At 74.3% G+C, this 15,682-nt stretch carries 13 protein-coding genes; 6 read left to right on the forward strand and 7 right to left on the reverse strand.

What is annotated here, in order from left to right:
- Nucleotides 1–13 precede the first annotated feature (13 nt).
- The 3 genes from ACIGYR_RS02450 to ACIGYR_RS02460 form a co-directional block, all read right to left on the reverse strand.
- Nucleotides 14–1,237 carry a serine hydrolase domain-containing protein gene (locus ACIGYR_RS02450; RefSeq protein WP_399604266.1) on the reverse strand — a complete coding sequence of 408 codons (1,224 nt, stop codon included), beginning with the start codon at nt 1,235–1,237 and terminating at the stop codon, nt 14–16.
- Between the two features lie 62 nt (nt 1,238–1,299).
- Entirely contained in the window at nt 1,300–2,703 is a 1,404-nt protein-coding gene (locus tag ACIGYR_RS02455; RefSeq protein ID WP_399604762.1) for an MFS transporter, read from the reverse strand.
- Between the two features lie 65 nt (nt 2,704–2,768).
- On the reverse strand, nt 2,769–3,350 hold the full coding sequence (locus ACIGYR_RS02460) for a TetR/AcrR family transcriptional regulator (protein WP_399604264.1): 582 nt from the start codon (nt 3,348–3,350) through the stop codon (nt 2,769–2,771).
- Between the two features lie 90 nt (nt 3,351–3,440).
- Between ACIGYR_RS02460 and ACIGYR_RS02465 the strand changes: the two genes are divergently transcribed.
- On the forward strand, nt 3,441–3,878 hold the full coding sequence (locus ACIGYR_RS02465; RefSeq protein ID WP_399604262.1) for a PPOX class F420-dependent oxidoreductase: 438 nt from the start codon (nt 3,441–3,443) through the stop codon (nt 3,876–3,878).
- 262 nt (nt 3,879–4,140) lie between these two features.
- On the opposite strand, the gene ACIGYR_RS02470 is transcribed toward ACIGYR_RS02465, so the two are convergent.
- The gene (locus tag ACIGYR_RS02470; protein WP_399604760.1) at nt 4,141–5,019 is read right to left on the reverse strand and encodes an NAD(P)-dependent oxidoreductase; all 879 of its coding nucleotides are present in this window, start codon (nt 5,017–5,019) and stop codon (nt 4,141–4,143) included.
- Between the two features lie 101 nt (nt 5,020–5,120).
- Between ACIGYR_RS02470 and ACIGYR_RS02475 the strand changes: the two genes are divergently transcribed.
- Nucleotides 5,121–5,711 carry a TetR/AcrR family transcriptional regulator gene (locus tag ACIGYR_RS02475; RefSeq protein WP_391841899.1) on the forward strand — a complete coding sequence of 197 codons (591 nt, stop codon included), beginning with the start codon at nt 5,121–5,123 and terminating at the stop codon, nt 5,709–5,711.
- 7 nt (nt 5,712–5,718) lie between these two features.
- Here ACIGYR_RS02475 and ACIGYR_RS02480 read toward each other — a convergent pair whose 3' ends face one another.
- The 3 genes from ACIGYR_RS02480 to ACIGYR_RS02490 are packed head-to-tail and all read right to left on the reverse strand — an operon-like array spanning nt 5,719 to nt 9,777.
- Nucleotides 5,719–6,885, reverse strand: coding sequence for a glycosyltransferase (locus tag ACIGYR_RS02480; protein WP_399604259.1), 1,167 nt, complete (start codon nt 6,883–6,885; stop codon nt 5,719–5,721).
- Nucleotides 6,886–6,939: 54 nt separating this feature from the next.
- Nucleotides 6,940–8,274, reverse strand: a complete 1,335-nt coding sequence (locus ACIGYR_RS02485; protein WP_399604256.1) for a nucleotide sugar dehydrogenase — start codon at nt 8,272–8,274, stop codon at nt 6,940–6,942.
- Nucleotides 8,275–8,325: 51 nt separating this feature from the next.
- The gene (locus ACIGYR_RS02490) at nt 8,326–9,777 is read right to left on the reverse strand and encodes a glycosyltransferase (protein ID WP_399604254.1); all 1,452 of its coding nucleotides are present in this window, start codon (nt 9,775–9,777) and stop codon (nt 8,326–8,328) included.
- A gap of 132 nt (nt 9,778–9,909) precedes the next feature.
- Between ACIGYR_RS02490 and wecB the strand changes: the two genes are divergently transcribed.
- The 4 genes from wecB to ACIGYR_RS02510 are packed head-to-tail and all read left to right on the forward strand — an operon-like array spanning nt 9,910 to nt 15,680.
- On the forward strand, nt 9,910–10,998 hold the full coding sequence (gene wecB, locus ACIGYR_RS02495; RefSeq protein ID WP_399604252.1) for a non-hydrolyzing UDP-N-acetylglucosamine 2-epimerase: 1,089 nt from the start codon (nt 9,910–9,912) through the stop codon (nt 10,996–10,998).
- The gene (locus ACIGYR_RS02500) at nt 10,991–11,671 is read left to right on the forward strand and encodes a class I SAM-dependent methyltransferase (RefSeq protein ID WP_391841908.1); all 681 of its coding nucleotides are present in this window, start codon (nt 10,991–10,993) and stop codon (nt 11,669–11,671) included. Before wecB ends, ACIGYR_RS02500 begins: the two co-directional genes overlap by 8 nt.
- Nucleotides 11,671–13,491 carry a hypothetical protein gene (locus ACIGYR_RS02505; protein WP_399604248.1) on the forward strand — a complete coding sequence of 607 codons (1,821 nt, stop codon included), beginning with the start codon at nt 11,671–11,673 and terminating at the stop codon, nt 13,489–13,491. Before ACIGYR_RS02500 ends, ACIGYR_RS02505 begins: the two co-directional genes overlap by 1 nt.
- Nucleotides 13,488–15,680 carry a glycosyltransferase gene (locus ACIGYR_RS02510; protein ID WP_399604246.1) on the forward strand — a complete coding sequence of 731 codons (2,193 nt, stop codon included), beginning with the start codon at nt 13,488–13,490 and terminating at the stop codon, nt 15,678–15,680. The genes ACIGYR_RS02505 and ACIGYR_RS02510 overlap by 4 nt, the downstream gene beginning before the upstream one ends.
- Nucleotides 15,681–15,682 lie beyond the last annotated feature (2 nt).

Below are 15,682 nucleotides of genomic sequence, written 5' to 3' on the forward strand. Positions count from 1 at the left end.
GCGGGCTCGGGGGTCAGTCCGTCAGGGCCGCGTGCACCAGCCGCCGCAGCTCGGGGAAGACCTTCAGCCTCTTCGGGCGTACCTGGGTCATGAACTGCACGGTCAGATCGTGGGCCGGGTCGACCCAGAAGGCCGTGGTGGCCACGCCGGTCCAGCCGTAGGTGCCGGCGTGGGACGGTGCCAGGGTGCGGGCGGGGTCGGTGACGACGGAGACGTTGAAGCCGAAACCGAGGCCGTCCATGGCCGGTTCCTGGTGGACCGGCGCGCCGAAGGACCGGATGGTGGCACCGCCGGGCAACTGGTTGCGGGTCATCAGGGCGAGGGTCCGGGGGGTCAGCAGCCGTACGCCGTCCAGCTCACCGCCCCGGCGCAGCAGTTCCATGAAGCGGTGGAAGTCATGGGCGGAGGAGACCAGGCCGCCGCTGCCGGACAGGAACCGCGGCCGGCCCCGCACCGGCAGCCCGGGCACCGGCTCGATCCCGCCCTCGTCCGTCTCGCCGTACAGCTCGGCCAGCCTGCCTTCCTGTCCGGGCGCGAGGTGGAAGCCGGTGTCGGTCATGCCGAGCGGGCCCAGGATCCGCTCGGCGAAGAACGCGTCCAGCGGCTGTCCGGAGACCACCTCGATCAGCCGGCCGAGCACGTTGGAGGCGACCGAGTAGTTCCACTGGGTGCCCGGGTCGAACTGGAGCGGCATCCGTGCGTACAGGTCCACGGTCTCGGCGAGGTCCTTGCCCGGCGGCACCGAGTACTCCAGGCCCGCCTCGCGGTAGAGGGCGTCCACGGGGTGGCGGTGGTAGAAGCCGAAGGTCAGGCCCGCGGTGTGGGTGAGCAGATGCCGGACCAGGATCGGGCCGGCGGCCGGGCGGGTGCGCACGTCGCCGCCCGAACCGCCTTCGTACACGCGCGGGCCCGCGAACGCGGGCAGATGCAGGTCGAGCGGGTCGTCCAGGGACAGCCGGCCCTCCTGCACCAGCAGCAGCACCGCCACCGCGGTGACCGGCTTGGTCATCGAGTAGATCCGCCACAGCGTGTCCGGCTCGACCGGCAGTCCGGCCGCGACGTCCCGCAGCCCGTAGGTGGTCAGATGGGCGACCCGGCCGCCGCGGGCCACCGCCACCAGGCAGCCGGGCAGGCGCCCCTCGTCGACGTGCCGGGCGAAGTGCCGGTCCAACCGGCCCAGCGCCTCGACGTCCAGCCCCGCCTCCGCCGCCTCGACGTCCTGTCGCAGCTGTGCCATGGCTCTCCTCCGGTCGCGTCGTCCGCGGTCCTCCCGGCTTCCCGCCGGGCCGCGTCCGCCTCTCATCGTCGCTCAGGTCCACCGGCCGCGACCGGCTCGTCCGGGATGTGCGCGCTCGACGCGACGGCGGCCGGTCCGGGCAGAGCGCGTGCCGCGGGCAGGGCGAGCGCGGCCACGGCCGCCAGGGCGAGCAGCGCGGGCCCGGTCCCCGCGCCGAGCAGCATGGTCGCCCCGGCCACGCCCACCGCGGGCCCGATGTTCAGCGCGGTCTGCTGCAAGCCGCCGGCGACCCCGGCCGCCGTCACCTCGGCCCGCCGCACGATCACCTGGGTGGCCGCCACCATCACCGTGCCGAAACCGGCTCCGAGCAGCGCGAACCCGCAGGTGAGCCCGGGCAGGGAGGTGGTCCGCGACAGCAGGAGCACGCCGAGCGTGAGCGCCGCCGTCGCCCCCGCCGTCGTACGGCGCGCACCGCACCGGCGCAGCAGCGTGGGGCACAGCGCCGCCGACAGCACCATCAGCACCGCGAGCGGCAGGCTGCGCAGGGCGCTGTCGAACGGGTCGAGACCGAGGTGGCCCTGGAGGAGGTAGGTGGCGACGAACAGGGTGCCGAACAGGGAGGCGGAGACGGCGACCAGGATGCCGAGCGCCGCCGCGACCTCGGGGGAGGCGACCACCCCGGGCGGCAGCAGCGGGTGCGCCGTCCGCCGCTCGTGCCGGACGAGGAGGGCTGCCGTGAGCACGGCGACGGTGAGGCCCGTGCCGGAGACGGGCCGGGCCGTCAGCGCGTACACCAGACAGGCCGACGCGACGGCGAGGAGCACGGCCCCGGGCAGGTCCAGCGGGCTCCGGTCGGTCCCGGGGCTCCGAGCGGTCTCGGGGCTCCGGTCGGTCCCAGGGCTCCGGTCGGTCCCGTGGCGCCGGTCGGGCCGCAGCAGGGCCGGCAGGCCGAAGGCGAGCGCGGGCGGCACGTTGACGAGGAACACCGCCCGCCAGCCCAGGCCGGCCACCAGCGCCCCGCCCAGCAGCGGGCCCGCTGCCGCCGCCAGCCCGATCGCGCCGGTGCGCACGGCCAGGGGCGACGCGAGCCGGTCCGGCGGATAGGCGGCCCGCAGCATGCCCAGGGTGGCCGGCTGGAGCAGCGCCCCGAACACGCCCTGCACCGCGCGCAGTCCGATCACCCATCCGACGCCGGGTGCGAGGGCGAGTCCCGCCGAGGCGGCGCCGAAGCCGAGCATGCCGAGCCCGAACACCCGCCGCTGTCCGTACCGGTCACCGAGTCGCCCCGCGAACACCAGCAGACTCGCCACAGCGACGAGATAGGCGGTACTGGTCCACTGCACCTCGGCGAAGGAAGCGTGCAACTCCCTTTGCAGGCTGGGCTGCGCGACCGTGAGGACCGTTCCGTCCAGGGCGACGACGACCGCGCCCGCCACGCTGCTCGCCAGCGTCCAGGCCCGGTTCACCGGCCGCCCTCCCAGGCCCGGGTGGACCGCGCCCGCCACGCTGCTCGCCGCCGTCCAGTTCCGGTTCACCGGCCACCCTCGGGGCCCAGGTGCGCGGCCAGGACCGTGTCGAGCAGCGCAGTGAACTCCGCTTCACCGGTGGCGAGTTGGAGGCTCCGCCAGTGCCACAGCTGGGCCATGCCGTGCAGGTTGGCCCACAGGGCACCCGCCACCCGCCGGGCGTCGACGCCCAGGTCAGCGGCGCCGATCAGGCCCGCGAGCAGCGAGAACAGCGGAAGGCTGGCGTCCCGCAGCCCCAGCCGACCGCTCTCCAGCAGGTCATGACGGAACATCAGCTCGTACATGCCGGGCCGGTCCAGCGCGAACTCCAGGTACGTCCGTGCCAGCGCGGCCACCTGGGCGCGGGGACCGCCGGTCTCCCGCTCCAGCGCGGAGTGCGCCCGCCCGGCCAGATCGGCGAACCCGCGCCGGGCGATGGCGGACAGCAGTTCCAGGTGGGTGGGGAAGTGGCGGCGCGGCGCCCCGTGCGAGACGCCCGTCCGCCGGGCGATCTCCCGCAGGGTCAGCGCCTGGGGGCCCTCGGCGGCCAGCAGCTCCACACCGGCGTCGACGAGACGGTCGCGCAGGCTGGTGTCGGACTCGTTCATGGGCAGTGTCTACCACCCGTCCGTAGACACTGTCTACTGGCGGTGGCCGGCGCGGGAATGCGCCGGGCGCCCGAGCGAGTTGACCGGGATATGACTCAGGACTCCACGCAGGACGCGCTGCTCGCTCTGCTCTCCGAAGGCCACGGCGGCGTACTGGTCACCCTCCGGCGCGACGGCCGCCCCCAGCTGTCCAACGTCAGCCACGCCTACTACCCCGACGAGCGGACCATCCGGATCTCGGTCACCGACGACCGCGCCAAGACCCGCAACCTCCGCCGGGACCCGCGCGCCTCGTATCACGTGACGAGCGCCGACCGCTGGGCGTACACCGTCGCCGAGGGCACCGCCGAGCTGACCCCGGTCGCCGCCGATCCGCACGACGAGACCGTCGAGGAGCTGATCCGGCTCTACCGCGACGTCCTCGGTGAACACCCGGACTGGGACGACTACCGGGCCGCCATGGTCCGCGACCGCCGCCTGGTGCTGCGGCTGCGCGTCGAGCGGACCTACGGCGTCCCGAAGAGCTGACCACCGGCGGGCCCCCCGTCCACGACACCCCGACGGGCCCCGTCCACGACACCTCGACGGCCTCCGGCCCACGACGCGTCGGGCGGCCCCCGGGCCCCCGACGCCTCGGCGGCATCCCCTGTACGGCGCCCAGGTGGGATCCTGCCCGGCGCCCCCCCCGTACGGCGTGGTGGGATCCTGCCCGGCACCCCCCGTACGGCGTGGTGGGACTTGGTCCGGCACCCCCCCGTACGGCGTGGTGGGACCCGGTCCGGCATTTGTCCTACGGCGCCTCGGAGGTCCGCGTCTCGATCGCCCGCAGTACGGCGACCATGTCCTCACCGCCGTACCCCTGCGCCACCGTCTCCTCGAACAGGGTGTGACACACGTCGAGGAGCGGTGAGGCGAGCCGGGCCTTGCGGGCGGCCTCGGCGATCAGCCGGTTGTTCTTCAGTACGTCCAGCGCCGCGGCCTGCACCGCGAAGTCCCGCTCGCGCAGCTTGGGCGCCTTCATCCGGGACACCCCGCTGGCCATCGGGCCGGCGTCCAGCACGTCCAGGAACAGCCGCCGGTCCAGGCCCTGCCGCTCGGCGAAGTGGAACGCCTCGGCCAGCCCGGTCACCTGGGTGATCAGGAAGAGGTTCACCGACAGCTTCATCAGCAGCGCCCCGGGCGCCGGCCCGCACAGGAACGTCTCCCGGCACATCGGCGCCAGCAGCGGCCGTACGGTGGCCACGGCGGCCTCCTCGCCGGCGAGCATGGCGACCAGCCGGCCCTGCTCCGCCGGCACCCGGGACCCGGAGACGGGCGCCTCGACGTACCGGCCTCCGGCGGCCCGGATGTCGGCCTGGAGGGCGCGGGAGTACTCCGGGGAGGTCGTGCCCATGTGCACGATCGTCCGGTCCGCGACCCGCGCGGCCAGCTCCGGCGTGCCCCGCCCGAGGACCGCGTCCACGGCGGCCTCGTCGGCGAGCATCAGCAGCACGACCTCCGCCCGCGCGAACACCTCGCCGGCGTCCGCCGCCACGTCGGCCCCGGCCGCGCGCAGCGGTTCCGCGCGTTCCGGGGTGCGGTTCCAGACCAGCAGGGGGGTGCCCGCGGACGCCAGGCGCAGGGCCATGGGCCGGCCCATCACTCCGAGACCGATGAATCCGACGTGCACGGCGGGCCGCCCTTCGCCCCACGAGCCGACTATGACAGTGGTCATAGTAGCGCCGGTTATGACGGTGGTCATAGGGTGGGGGCGAGGAACGGAGGCCGACGATGACGCAGGCGCGGCGCGGACCCAGGGAGCGGATGGTCTTCAGCGCGGCCCAGCTCATCCGGCGGGACGGAGTCACCGCGACCGGCATGCGCGAGGTCGCCGCGCACGCGGACGCGCCGCGCGGCTCCCTTCAGCACTACTTCCCGGGCGGCAAGGAGCAACTGGTCAACGAGGCGGTCGAGTGGGCCGGCCGGTACGCGGGCCGGCGCATCGCCCGCTTCCTCGCGGGCCTCGAAAAACCGACGCCGAGCGGCCTGTTCGCGGCCATGGCCGCGCAGTGGACCGACGAGTACGCGGCCGACGGCTTCGCCGCCGGGTGCCCGGTCGCCGCCGCCACGGTCGACTGCGCCTCCTCCGGCGACTCGACCCGGCAGGCGGCGGCAGCCGCCTTCGCGACCTGGCGGACCCCGCTCGCCGAGGCCCTGACGGGCATGGGAGTGCCCGCCGCACGGGCCGAGTCGCTGGCCACCCTGATGATCAGCACCTTGGAGGGCGCGATCCTGATGGCCCGGGCCGAGCGGGACGTACGGCCCCTCGGCACGGTCGTGCGGGAACTCGGCCCCCTGCTCGACGCCGCCGTACGCCCTTGAGGCAGCATCACCCCGGACCTGCCGTGCCGAACGTCATCGCGGCCCCGGTCGTGACCGCGGCGCCGGCCGTCTCCTCCTTGACCCACGCCTCCAGCTGGTCCACGAAGTCGGCCGCCCAGTGCCGCCAGTTGAGTTCCGACATGGCCGCCTCCCGTCCCAGCCGGGCGGTGTCCAGGCGTAGTTCGGTGTCGCCGGCCAGCCGCCGTACCGCGTCCGCCGCCGCCGGCGGATCGTCGTACGGCACCACGAGACCGCATCCGTACCGTTCGACCAGCTTCGCGGCCAGCGGGGTGGGCGTGGTGACGACGGGAACGCCGTGGGCCATGTACTCCACCACCTTGGTGGGCCGCGAGTGCCGGTAGTTGGGCTGATCGTGGAGGAGGGACACACCGGCCAGGGCGCCGGAGAGCCGGGCGAGCGCGCGGTCGTTGGGCAGGAAGCCGTGCCAGCGCAGCACCCCGTCCCGGTCGGCCGTCACGAGGGCGTCCCGAACGTCGGGATCCGCCGCGCCGATCGCCTCCACCCGGACGGCGGGGGCCAGCAGCCGCGCCATGACGATCAGGTCGAGCGCGCCGCGCGCCCGGGACAGCTGGCCCAGGTAGACGACCCGGTCGTCACCAGGCGGCGGGGGCGGATCGGCGGGCGGGCTGGCCAGGTTGGGGACGACGGGGTGGTTCAGGCGGAAGCGGTCCTGGTAGGCGTGCTCGGCGAGCAGCAGCCGCAGCCGGCGCTCGGCCAGCCGTTCCGCCGCCCGCACCGCCGTGCGCAGCGGCGGTCGCAGCAACCGCGGTACCCAGGACTTCATGACCAGCGCCGCCGCCGTGTCCTCGTGGACGTCCCACACGGTCACCGGCGCCGGGCCGGCCCGGCGCAGCCGGCGCAGCGTGCCGGGCAGCGCCAGCAGCAGTTCCGGGTCGTGCAGCAGGACCACGTCCGCCGTCGGGCCGCGCTCGGCCAGCAGCGTCCGGGCCGCGCGCAGCGCCGCGCCCCGGTCCCGGCCGACCGCGCGGGGCAGGTCCACACCCTCGACGTACGGCCGGGGAGCGGCGTTCTGGGCCGCGAACGGGGCCGCATACACCACCTGGTGACCGCGCTCCCGCAGTGCGGCGATCTGCCGGTGCAGTATGCGGGCGTCCTCGGGGTGGTGGACGACGGTGACGACGAGTATCCGCATGGCAGCGCCTTTCAACTCCGCGCGGAACAGCGACTGTTGCCGGAGCGAGGGGGCCTACAGGACCTCGACGCCGGGCTTGAAGATCCGCCCGCGGGTGTCGAACAGCAGCCCTGCGGTGTCCGCGAGGGTCGGCAGGTCGTAGGCGGAGTGGTCCTGGAGCAGGATCGTCAGGTCGTACTCGCGCAGCGCGGCCGTCAGGTCACCGACGCGGGGGACCGCCACCCCGTCGACCGACCACCGCTCCACGTGCGGATCGTGGAAGGCCACCTCGGCCTGCCGCTCCCGCAGCAGCCTGGCCACCGGCTCCGCCGGGGTCTCGCGCAGATCCGCGACGTCCGGCTTGTAGGTGACCCCGAGCAGCAGCACCCGGGAGCCGTGCAGCGGACGGCCCGCGGTGTTGAGCAGGTCCTGGGCGCGCCGCACCACGTACTCCGGCATCCGGCGGTTGATCTCCTGGGCCAGTTCGACGAACCGGAACTCGTAGCCGAGTGAGGAACGCACCTTGTACGAAAGGTAGTTGGGGTCGATGGGGATGCAGTGCCCGCCCACGCCGGGGCTCGGGCGGAAGGCTTGGAAGCCGAAGGGCTTCGTGCCGGCGCAGCGGATCGCGTCCCACACGTCCACGTGCAACTCACGGCTGATGATGGCCAGTTCGTTGACCAGCGCGATGTTCACATGCCGGTAGGTGTTCTCCAGCAGCTTGGCCATCTCGGCCTCGCGGGTGCCCTTCGCCTGGACGACCATGTTCACGAACTTGCCGTAGAAGGTCACCGCGCGCACCGCGCAGGACGGGGTGCAGCCGCCGACCACCTTCGGGGTCTCCCGCAGCCCGTGCCGGGTGTTGCCGGGGTCGATCCGTTCGGGGGAGAAGGCGAGGGCGACGTCCTCGCCCACCCGCAGCCCGGACTCCTCCAGCAGGGGCCGTACGACCTCCTCCGTGGTGCCCGGGTAGGTGGTCGACTCCAGCACCACGAGCTGGCCGCGCCGCAGCCGGCCGGCCACCGCGCGGGTGGCCGAGATCACCGCGCCCAGATCGGGTCCGCCGTCGTCGCTCAGCGGGGTCGGCACACAGATCACCACGGTCTGGGCGCGTTCCAGGCAGGCGTCGTCGGTGTACGCGGTGAAACCGGCCTCCCGCATCCTGCGCACATCGTCGTCGGAGACGTCGTCGACGTGTGAGCGGCCGGAGTTGAGACCTGCGACGACGTGCGGGTCGAGGTCCAGGCCCACGACGCGCAGGCCGACCGAGGCCGCCTCCCGGGCCAGTGGCAGCCCGACGTATCCGAGGCCGATCACGGCGAGTTCGACCTCGCTGGTCAGGCCCTGCCCTTCTGTGTCCCCGAGCGGTTCAATCCTGTCCCCGAGCGGTTGGGTCCGTTCGACCTGCATGAGGGATTCACCCGGCCTTCAAGGCTGGACTGGTGGGGGTTGCGCTGGGTCTCAGACGCAGCCGAGCGATCGATACGCCTCGTGCGTCGTCGCGGCGACCCGGTCCCAGGTGCGTTCCCGCACGACCATCGCGCGGGCGGCGGCTCCCCATTCGAGTCGCCGCTTATGACTGTAAAGCACCATTTCGAGTTCATCTGCCCAAGCAAGAGGTGACTCGGGCGGAATTAGCCGCCCGTTCACCTCCGGTTCGACCAGTTCTCTCATCGCGGTGAGGTCACTGGCGGTGACGGGAAGGCCGCTCGCCATCGCTTCGACCGGCTTGAGGGGGGTCACCAGACGGCAGACCCGCTCGTCGGTGCGCGGCACCGCGAACACGTCCAACACGGCGTAGAAGTCCCGTACTTGGGTGTGCGGGACGCGACCGGTGAACAAGGCGGTGCCGTCGTCCAGGCCCAGCCGGGCGGCCAGCCGCTGAAGCCGTGCGCGCTCCGGACCGTCCCCGACGATCAACAGCCGCAGCGGCACTCCGCGCCGCCGCAGTTCTACACCCGCATGGAGCAATGTGCCGATCCCCTCGTGCGGGGTGAGGCTGCCGACCGTGCCCACCACGTACTCGTACGGGGCGATGCCCAGGCGGGCGCGCACCGGCGCCCCGTCCGGCGGCGGCGCAAGGAACGCCTCGTCCACGGCGTTCGGCACGATCAGCACCCGCTCCCGCGGCACCCCGCGCGCCACGATCTCGGCCTTCATCGCGGCACCCAGCGTCAGCACCAGGTCGGCCTCCCGCATGCAGTGGGTCTCCAGCTCACGCCGCATCCGGTAGACGGGGTCCAGCGGACCGCGGGCCGGATCCTGGCTCAGCCAGGTCTCCTCCAAAAACCCCCGCACCTCGTAGACGACCGGCAGTCCGTAGGACTCGCGCAGGGCGAGGGCCACCCGCCCGTTGCCGTGGTCGGTGGCCGCGTGCAGCACGGCCGGCCGCAACCGCTCCACCAGCCGCCCCGCCAGCTCGGCATTGCGGGCCAGCAACGGACCCTGCCCGTACGGCAGCCGGGCGGGCAGCAGCCGGTGCTGCGGCACACCGCCCACGATCTGGAGTGGGCCGGCGTCCAGCACCCCCCGCACCACCGGGAACCCGATCCGGGTCACGACATGCGGATCGAGCCCGGCGGCCCGCTGGGCCTCGGCGAGTTTCTGAGTGCGCACGGTGTAGCCGGCGTGGGTGAACGGCAGCGAGTTGGTCACCAGATGGAGCACCCGTCCGGGTACCGGCCGCACCGGCCGCCCGGCGGGCGCGGTCACCCGAACGGCCGACGGAGTCGCGCCCGGCCCCGCCGCCCGGGCCCGGTCGGACAGCCACCCCTCCACCGGCCGCACCCGGCGCCGCACGGGCGCGGGCAGCAGCCGTACGGCGAGCAGCGCGGCCCGGGCGGGATCGTGCCGCAACTCGCCCCAGGCCACGGATACGGCCAGACTGACAGCGCGGGGAATACGACGGGACATGCCGCCACGGTAGGCCGAGCCGGCACACAACGCCTCGGCCGTCGCCGGGAGCCGGTGCCGACAAGGAACGACCTCACCCCCTCGTCTCCCCGTGCGCTGCCCCTTGTTCGACCGCCGACGGAAGGCGAGGACATGAACGGCCGAGTACTCCACGTGGTCGGCACCCGGCCCAACTTCGTCAAGGCGGCACCGGTCGTCGCCGCGCTCGGGGTGGCCGGCTGCGACCAGACCCTGGTCCACACCGGCCAGCACTACGACGCCCGGATGTCGGATGTGTTCTTCCGCCAGCTGGGACTGCCCCGCCCGGACACCGACCTCGGCGTCGGCTCCGGCAGCCACGCCCGGCAGACCGCCGACCTGCTGGTGGCGCTGGAGGCCGAGCTGACCGCCCGCGCCCCGGCCCTCGTCGTGGTCTACGGCGACGTCAACTCCACGCTCGCCGCGGCCCTGGTCGCCGCCAAGCTGGGCATCCCGGTCGCCCACGTGGAGGCCGGCCTGCGCAGCTTCGACATGGCGATGCCGGAGGAGGTCAACCGGCGCCTGGTCGACCAGCTGGCCGCGCTGCTGTTCGCCACCAGCCCGGAAGCCGTCGGCCACCTCGCCCGCGAGGGCGCCGACTGCGCGCGGGTGCACTTCGTCGGCAACCCGATGATCGACACCCTGCTCACCCACCTGGACCTCTTCGACCCGGCCGCCGCACGCACCGCGTACGGACTGCCCGACCCCTACGGCGTCGTCACCCTGCACCGCCCCGCCAACGTCGACGACCCCGAGGCCGCCCGCGCCGCCGCCCGCGCGCTCACCGAGGCGGCCCGCCACCTGGACCTCGCCGTCCCGCTGCACCCGCGCGGCCGGGAAGCGCTGCGCGCGGCCGGCCTGGACGGCGCCCCCGGCGTGCACCTCCTCGAACCGCTCGGATACGTCGAGTTCATGAGCCTGGTGCGCGGCGCCGTCGTCGTGATCACCGACTCCGGCGGGGTGCAGGAGGAGACCACCGTGCTCGGCGTGCCGTGTCTGACGCTGCGTACCACCACCGAACGCCCCATCACCGTCACCCACGGCACCAACCGCCTCGTCACCCACAACGAACTGGTCCCCGCCCTGCGCAAGGCACTCGACGGCGGGGCGGGCACGCCCGCGGAGGGACCGCCGCTGTGGGACGGCAGGGCGGGCATCCGGATCGCCCGCGTGGTCACCCAGTGGCTGGAGCACCATGACTGACGGCACCCTCGCCCACGACACCGCCCTCGCCGGGGACGACGCTCCCGACGACGGCACCCCCGACTACTGGGACGTTCGCCACCGCGATCAGGACGAGCTGGCGTCCGGCGGCCACATCGGCCTGGACCGGGCCGGCAACGAACTCTTCTACGCGCTCCGGCTCGGCGGCCTGCTCGGCGTCGTCGGCGATCTCAGCAGCTCGGCGGCCCCGCTGTTCGTGCTCGACGCCGGTTGCGGCAAAGGGTACTTCGCGCGCGCCCTGGCCCGCTGCGGCCACCGAGTGGACGCCTTCGACGCCAGCGAGGAGGCACTCGACCGGGCCCGCGCCGCCGGCGGCGGCCCCCGCTACACCCGGGCCCGGCTCGACGAGTGGCGCAGCCCGTGGCCGTACGACATCGTGCTCTGCGTCGACGTGCTCTTCCATCTCCTGGACGACACGGAGTGGACGGCGGCCCTGCGCAACCTGGCCTCCCTGGTCCGCCTCACCGGCCGCCTGATCGTCACCGACGAGGACACGGCCGTGCCGCGGGCACGCGGCGACTACATCATGCACCGGCCGACGGCCGCCTACCGCTCCGTACTCGAACCCCTCGGCCTGCGGCACACCGAGTTCCGGCCGTACGGTTTCCGGGAGATCGAGGTCGGCTTCCACGTCTTCACGAGGATCCGCTGATGCGTCTGACCGATCTGCTCCACCCGCACCTGGACGGCGTCACCACGGTCGTGGACGCGGCCGGCCGCGGCCTGCGCCTCGCCCCCTACCTCCATCTCCCCGACGGTGTCGGCCTGCTCGACGACGACGGCGAACGCCCGGTCGGCGAGGGTGAGCTGGTGCTCCTCTCGTACGGCCCCGACCCGGCCCTGCACGGCACCGAGGACGACTGTCTCGCGGTGCTGGAACGCATCCGCCCCGGTGGCCGCGGTCTGCTCCTGTTCGGCCACTCCGGGCCCGAACCGCCCTACCACCGGCTCCTGGACGGCCTGGTCGCCCAGCGCTGCCAGGTGCTGCGCGCCACCCCGCTCGACTATGTGCACCTGCGCGCGGGCGCGGTGTTCACCCGCCTCACCGCGGACGAACTCCTGCCCCCGCACGACTGGTTCGGGCGCCCCGTGCCCTCGGACGGCTTCGTCACCGCGCTGCGGATGGCAGACGAGTACGTCCTCGCCGACCTGGTCTCCCGCTCCCTGCGCGCCCGCCACCTGGATCTGGAGCGCCGCGCCGAGGAGGCCGAACGCGCCCGGGACGCCGTCCGCGAGGACGGGCTCGCCGACCGGCTGGCCGCCGCCGTACGGGAGAAGGAGCAGCTGGCCTCCGCCCTGCGCGGCGCCCGCGGCCGGGTCGAGGTGCTCCAGGCGCGGGTGGCCATGCTGGAGGGCTCGACCTCGCTCCGGGTCGGCAAGGCACTGGTGTCGGCGGCCCGCTCGCCGCGGCGCCAGATGGCCGGGCTGCCCCGGGAGCTGTACGGGCTGTGGCGGGGCCGTACCGGGAAGACGTCCGCGCCCGGCGCCGCCCGGGCCGCCGCGTCCGGGGCCGCGCCCGTGGCCGGCGACGACCGCCTCCACCTCGTGCACCGCGCGTTCTCCTGCGCACCCCGCGACCGGCTCGTGATCGCCGGTGTGCTCACCGACCGCACCGCCGAGGACTTCGCGGCGGACGCCGTCGTGAACCGTCCGCTCCCGCACGACGGCGCGCTGCTCGTGCGGCGCACCGACCCCGACGCGGTCGTGGTGCAGCTGAGCGCGTGCACCGGGGACGGTCCCTGGTCGCTCGCCGGCACCGGTCTGGCCCCGGACCTGGACCGGAGGCTGGCCGAACTCCTCACCGAAGCCCGGGCGTCGGGCCGGGCGGCGGTCCTGTGGCAGGACGCCCCGGCGTCCGCCGCACCCGGCCTGGCCCGGCTGGCCTGGGACGCCGTCCTCGACGCCGACACCGGCGTACGGCTGGCCCGGTTCGACCCGGCCGCCGACGGCACGGAGCGGCTGCGGGAGGCGTTCCAGTGGGACAGCACCCGGGTGCGGCTCGCGGAACTCGCCCGGCTGGTCGGCGCCCCGGACCCGCTGGACGAACGCCGGGTCGCCGTGCTGGCCGCCCCCCGCGGCCCGCACGACGTGGCCCGGCTGGCGGCGCAGGTGCTGGGCCAGCAACACCGCCCCGCCGAGGTGATCGTCCCCGATCCGGCGGGCCTGGACGAACTCGACGCCGCGGGCGTCGCCGTCCGCACCGGGCTGCCCACCGCGGCCTGGGTCGCCGACTGGACCGACCTCACCGAGGACCGCCCGGACACCCTGCTGCTGGACCTGATGTGCGCCCAGGAGTACTCGGGCGCCGACGCGCTGGGCCACGCTGCGGCCGGCGAGGACTACACGTTCGTACCGGTGCTGCGGCAGCCGCTGCTGGTCCGCCGGTCCCTGCACCTCGCCGGCGCGCCGCCCGAGAGCTGGTGCGGCCGGGGACACCGACTGTTCGCCGTGCGCGGGAAGGAGCCGTCATGAGTCGCGTGGTACGGGCACTGGTCTACGGCGACGTGGACCTCAACCTCATCGACGGTTCCGCCGTCTGGGCCCAGTCGACCGTGCAGGCGCTGGCCCTGGCCGGATGCGAGACCCGGCTGGTGCTCAAGGCCCCGGTGGAGACCGGCCGGTTGACCGATCCGCTGGCCGGGCTGCCCGGGGTGACCCTGGTGCGGCCCGCCGAGGAGCGGCTGGTCCCGGGGCAGGGCGGCCGTCCCCTGTCCCCGGTGCAGGCATCGCAGCTGCTCACCCGGCTCGACCGGGACGAGCCCTGCGACCTGCTCGTCCTGCGCGGGCGCAGGCTCGTCGCCCAGGTCGTCGCCGACGGTCACTTCGACGGGCGGATCTGGGCCTACCTCACCGACATCCCGCAGTCCGCCGCCGCGATGACCGGGCGGGCCCGCACGGAACTCGCCCGCATCGCCGCCGCCTCCCGGCGACTTCTGTGCCAGACGGAGGAGCTGCGCTGCTTCCTGGAGACATGGGTGCCCGCGGCCTGCGGCCGGAGCGTACTCTGCCCGCCCGCCGTGCCCGAACCCGGCTTCCCGCTGCCGGACCACGAGCGGCCGCACGATCCGCTGCGGCTCGTCTACACCGGCAAGTTCGCGCCGCTGTGGAACACCCTCCCCATGACCCGGCTGCCGTCGCTGCTGGCCGAGCGGGGCGTTGCCGTCGAGCTCCACACCGTCGGCGACAAGATCCACGACGACCCCGCCCATCCGGAGTTCCGGGACGCGATGTTCCGGGCCCTGCACGGCGGCACCCCCGGCGTCCACCACCACGGCGGACAGCCCCGCGAAGAGGCCATGCGTATCGCCGCCGACTGCGACCTCGGCCTCGGCTGGCGCGACCCCCAGCTCGACGCGAGCCTCGAACTGTCCACCAAAGTCCTGGAGTTCGGCGCTCTCGGCCTGCCCGTCGTGCTCAACCGCACGCCCGCGCACGAGGCGCTGCTGGGCGCCGACTACCCCCTCTACGTCCCCGGCCGGGCCGGACCCGGGGACGCCGCCGAGGCCGTGGCGCACGCCGCCCGCGAGCCCGAGGCCCGCCGGCTCGCCGCCGCCCGCTGCCGGGACGCCGCCCGCCGGTACACCCTCCAGGCCGCCGCCACCCGCTGGCGCGCCCACCTGGACCAGGTCTTCCCGCCCGCACCCGCCGGCGTCACCCACCGCGCCCGGCCGCTGCGGGTCGGCGTCGCGGGCCACGACCTGAAGTTCCTCACCCGGCTCCTCGACCACTTCCGCGCCCTGCCCGGGCTCGAGGTACGCGTCGACGCCTGGTCCGCACTGGCCCGGCACAACCCGGCAGCGAGCCGGGAACTCGCCGACTGGGCTGACGTGGTGGTCGTCGAGTGGTGCGGCCCGGCCGCCGTCTGGTACAGCAGGCACAAGCGGCGCGGCAGCCGGCTCGTGGTCCGGCTGCACCGGTTCGAGCTGGACGCCGCATGGCCGCGGCAGGTCGACATCGACGCCGTCGACCGGGTCATCTGTGTCAGCCCGTACTACGCCCGACGCACCCTGGAGCACACCGGCTGGCCGCGGGAAAAGGTCGTGGTCGTCCCGAACTGGGTGGACGCCGAGCAGCTCGACCGGCCCAAGGCGCCCGGCGCCCGGTACCGGCTCGGCATGATCGGCATCGCGCCCAGCCGCAAACGCCTCGACCTCGGCCTGGACGTGCTCGAAGCCCTGCGCGCCCGGGACCGGCGCTGGCACCTGTCGGTCAAGTCCAAGCCGCCGTGGGAGTACTGGTGGATCTGGAACAAGCCGGAGGAGCGCGCGCACTACGAGGCGGTCCTGCGCCGGGTCCAGACCTCTCCGCTGCTCGAAGGGGCGGTCGTCTTCGACGACTTCGGGGCGGACGTGGCGAGCTGGCTGCGCCGTGTCGGGCACGTCCTGTCCACCAGCGACGACGAGAGCTTCCACCTCGCCCCGGCCGAGGGCATGGCCTCCGGCGCCGTACCGGCGCTGCTGCCGTGGCCCGGCGCGGACGAGATCTACGACCGGCGGTGGATCCACGACGGGCCGCCGGCGATGGCCGAGGCGATCGCCGCACTCGGTGAGAGCCAGGAGACCTGGCGGTCCGCCGCGGAGGCGGCCCGCGCCCAGGTACGGGACTCCTACGCCCTGGACCGTGTGGCGGCGGCCTGGACGGACCTGCTGGTGAGCGGCTGACA

The organism is Streptomyces sp. NPDC053076, from assembly GCF_044546845.1.
Lineage (GTDB): Bacteria > Actinomycetota > Actinomycetes > Streptomycetales > Streptomycetaceae > Streptomyces.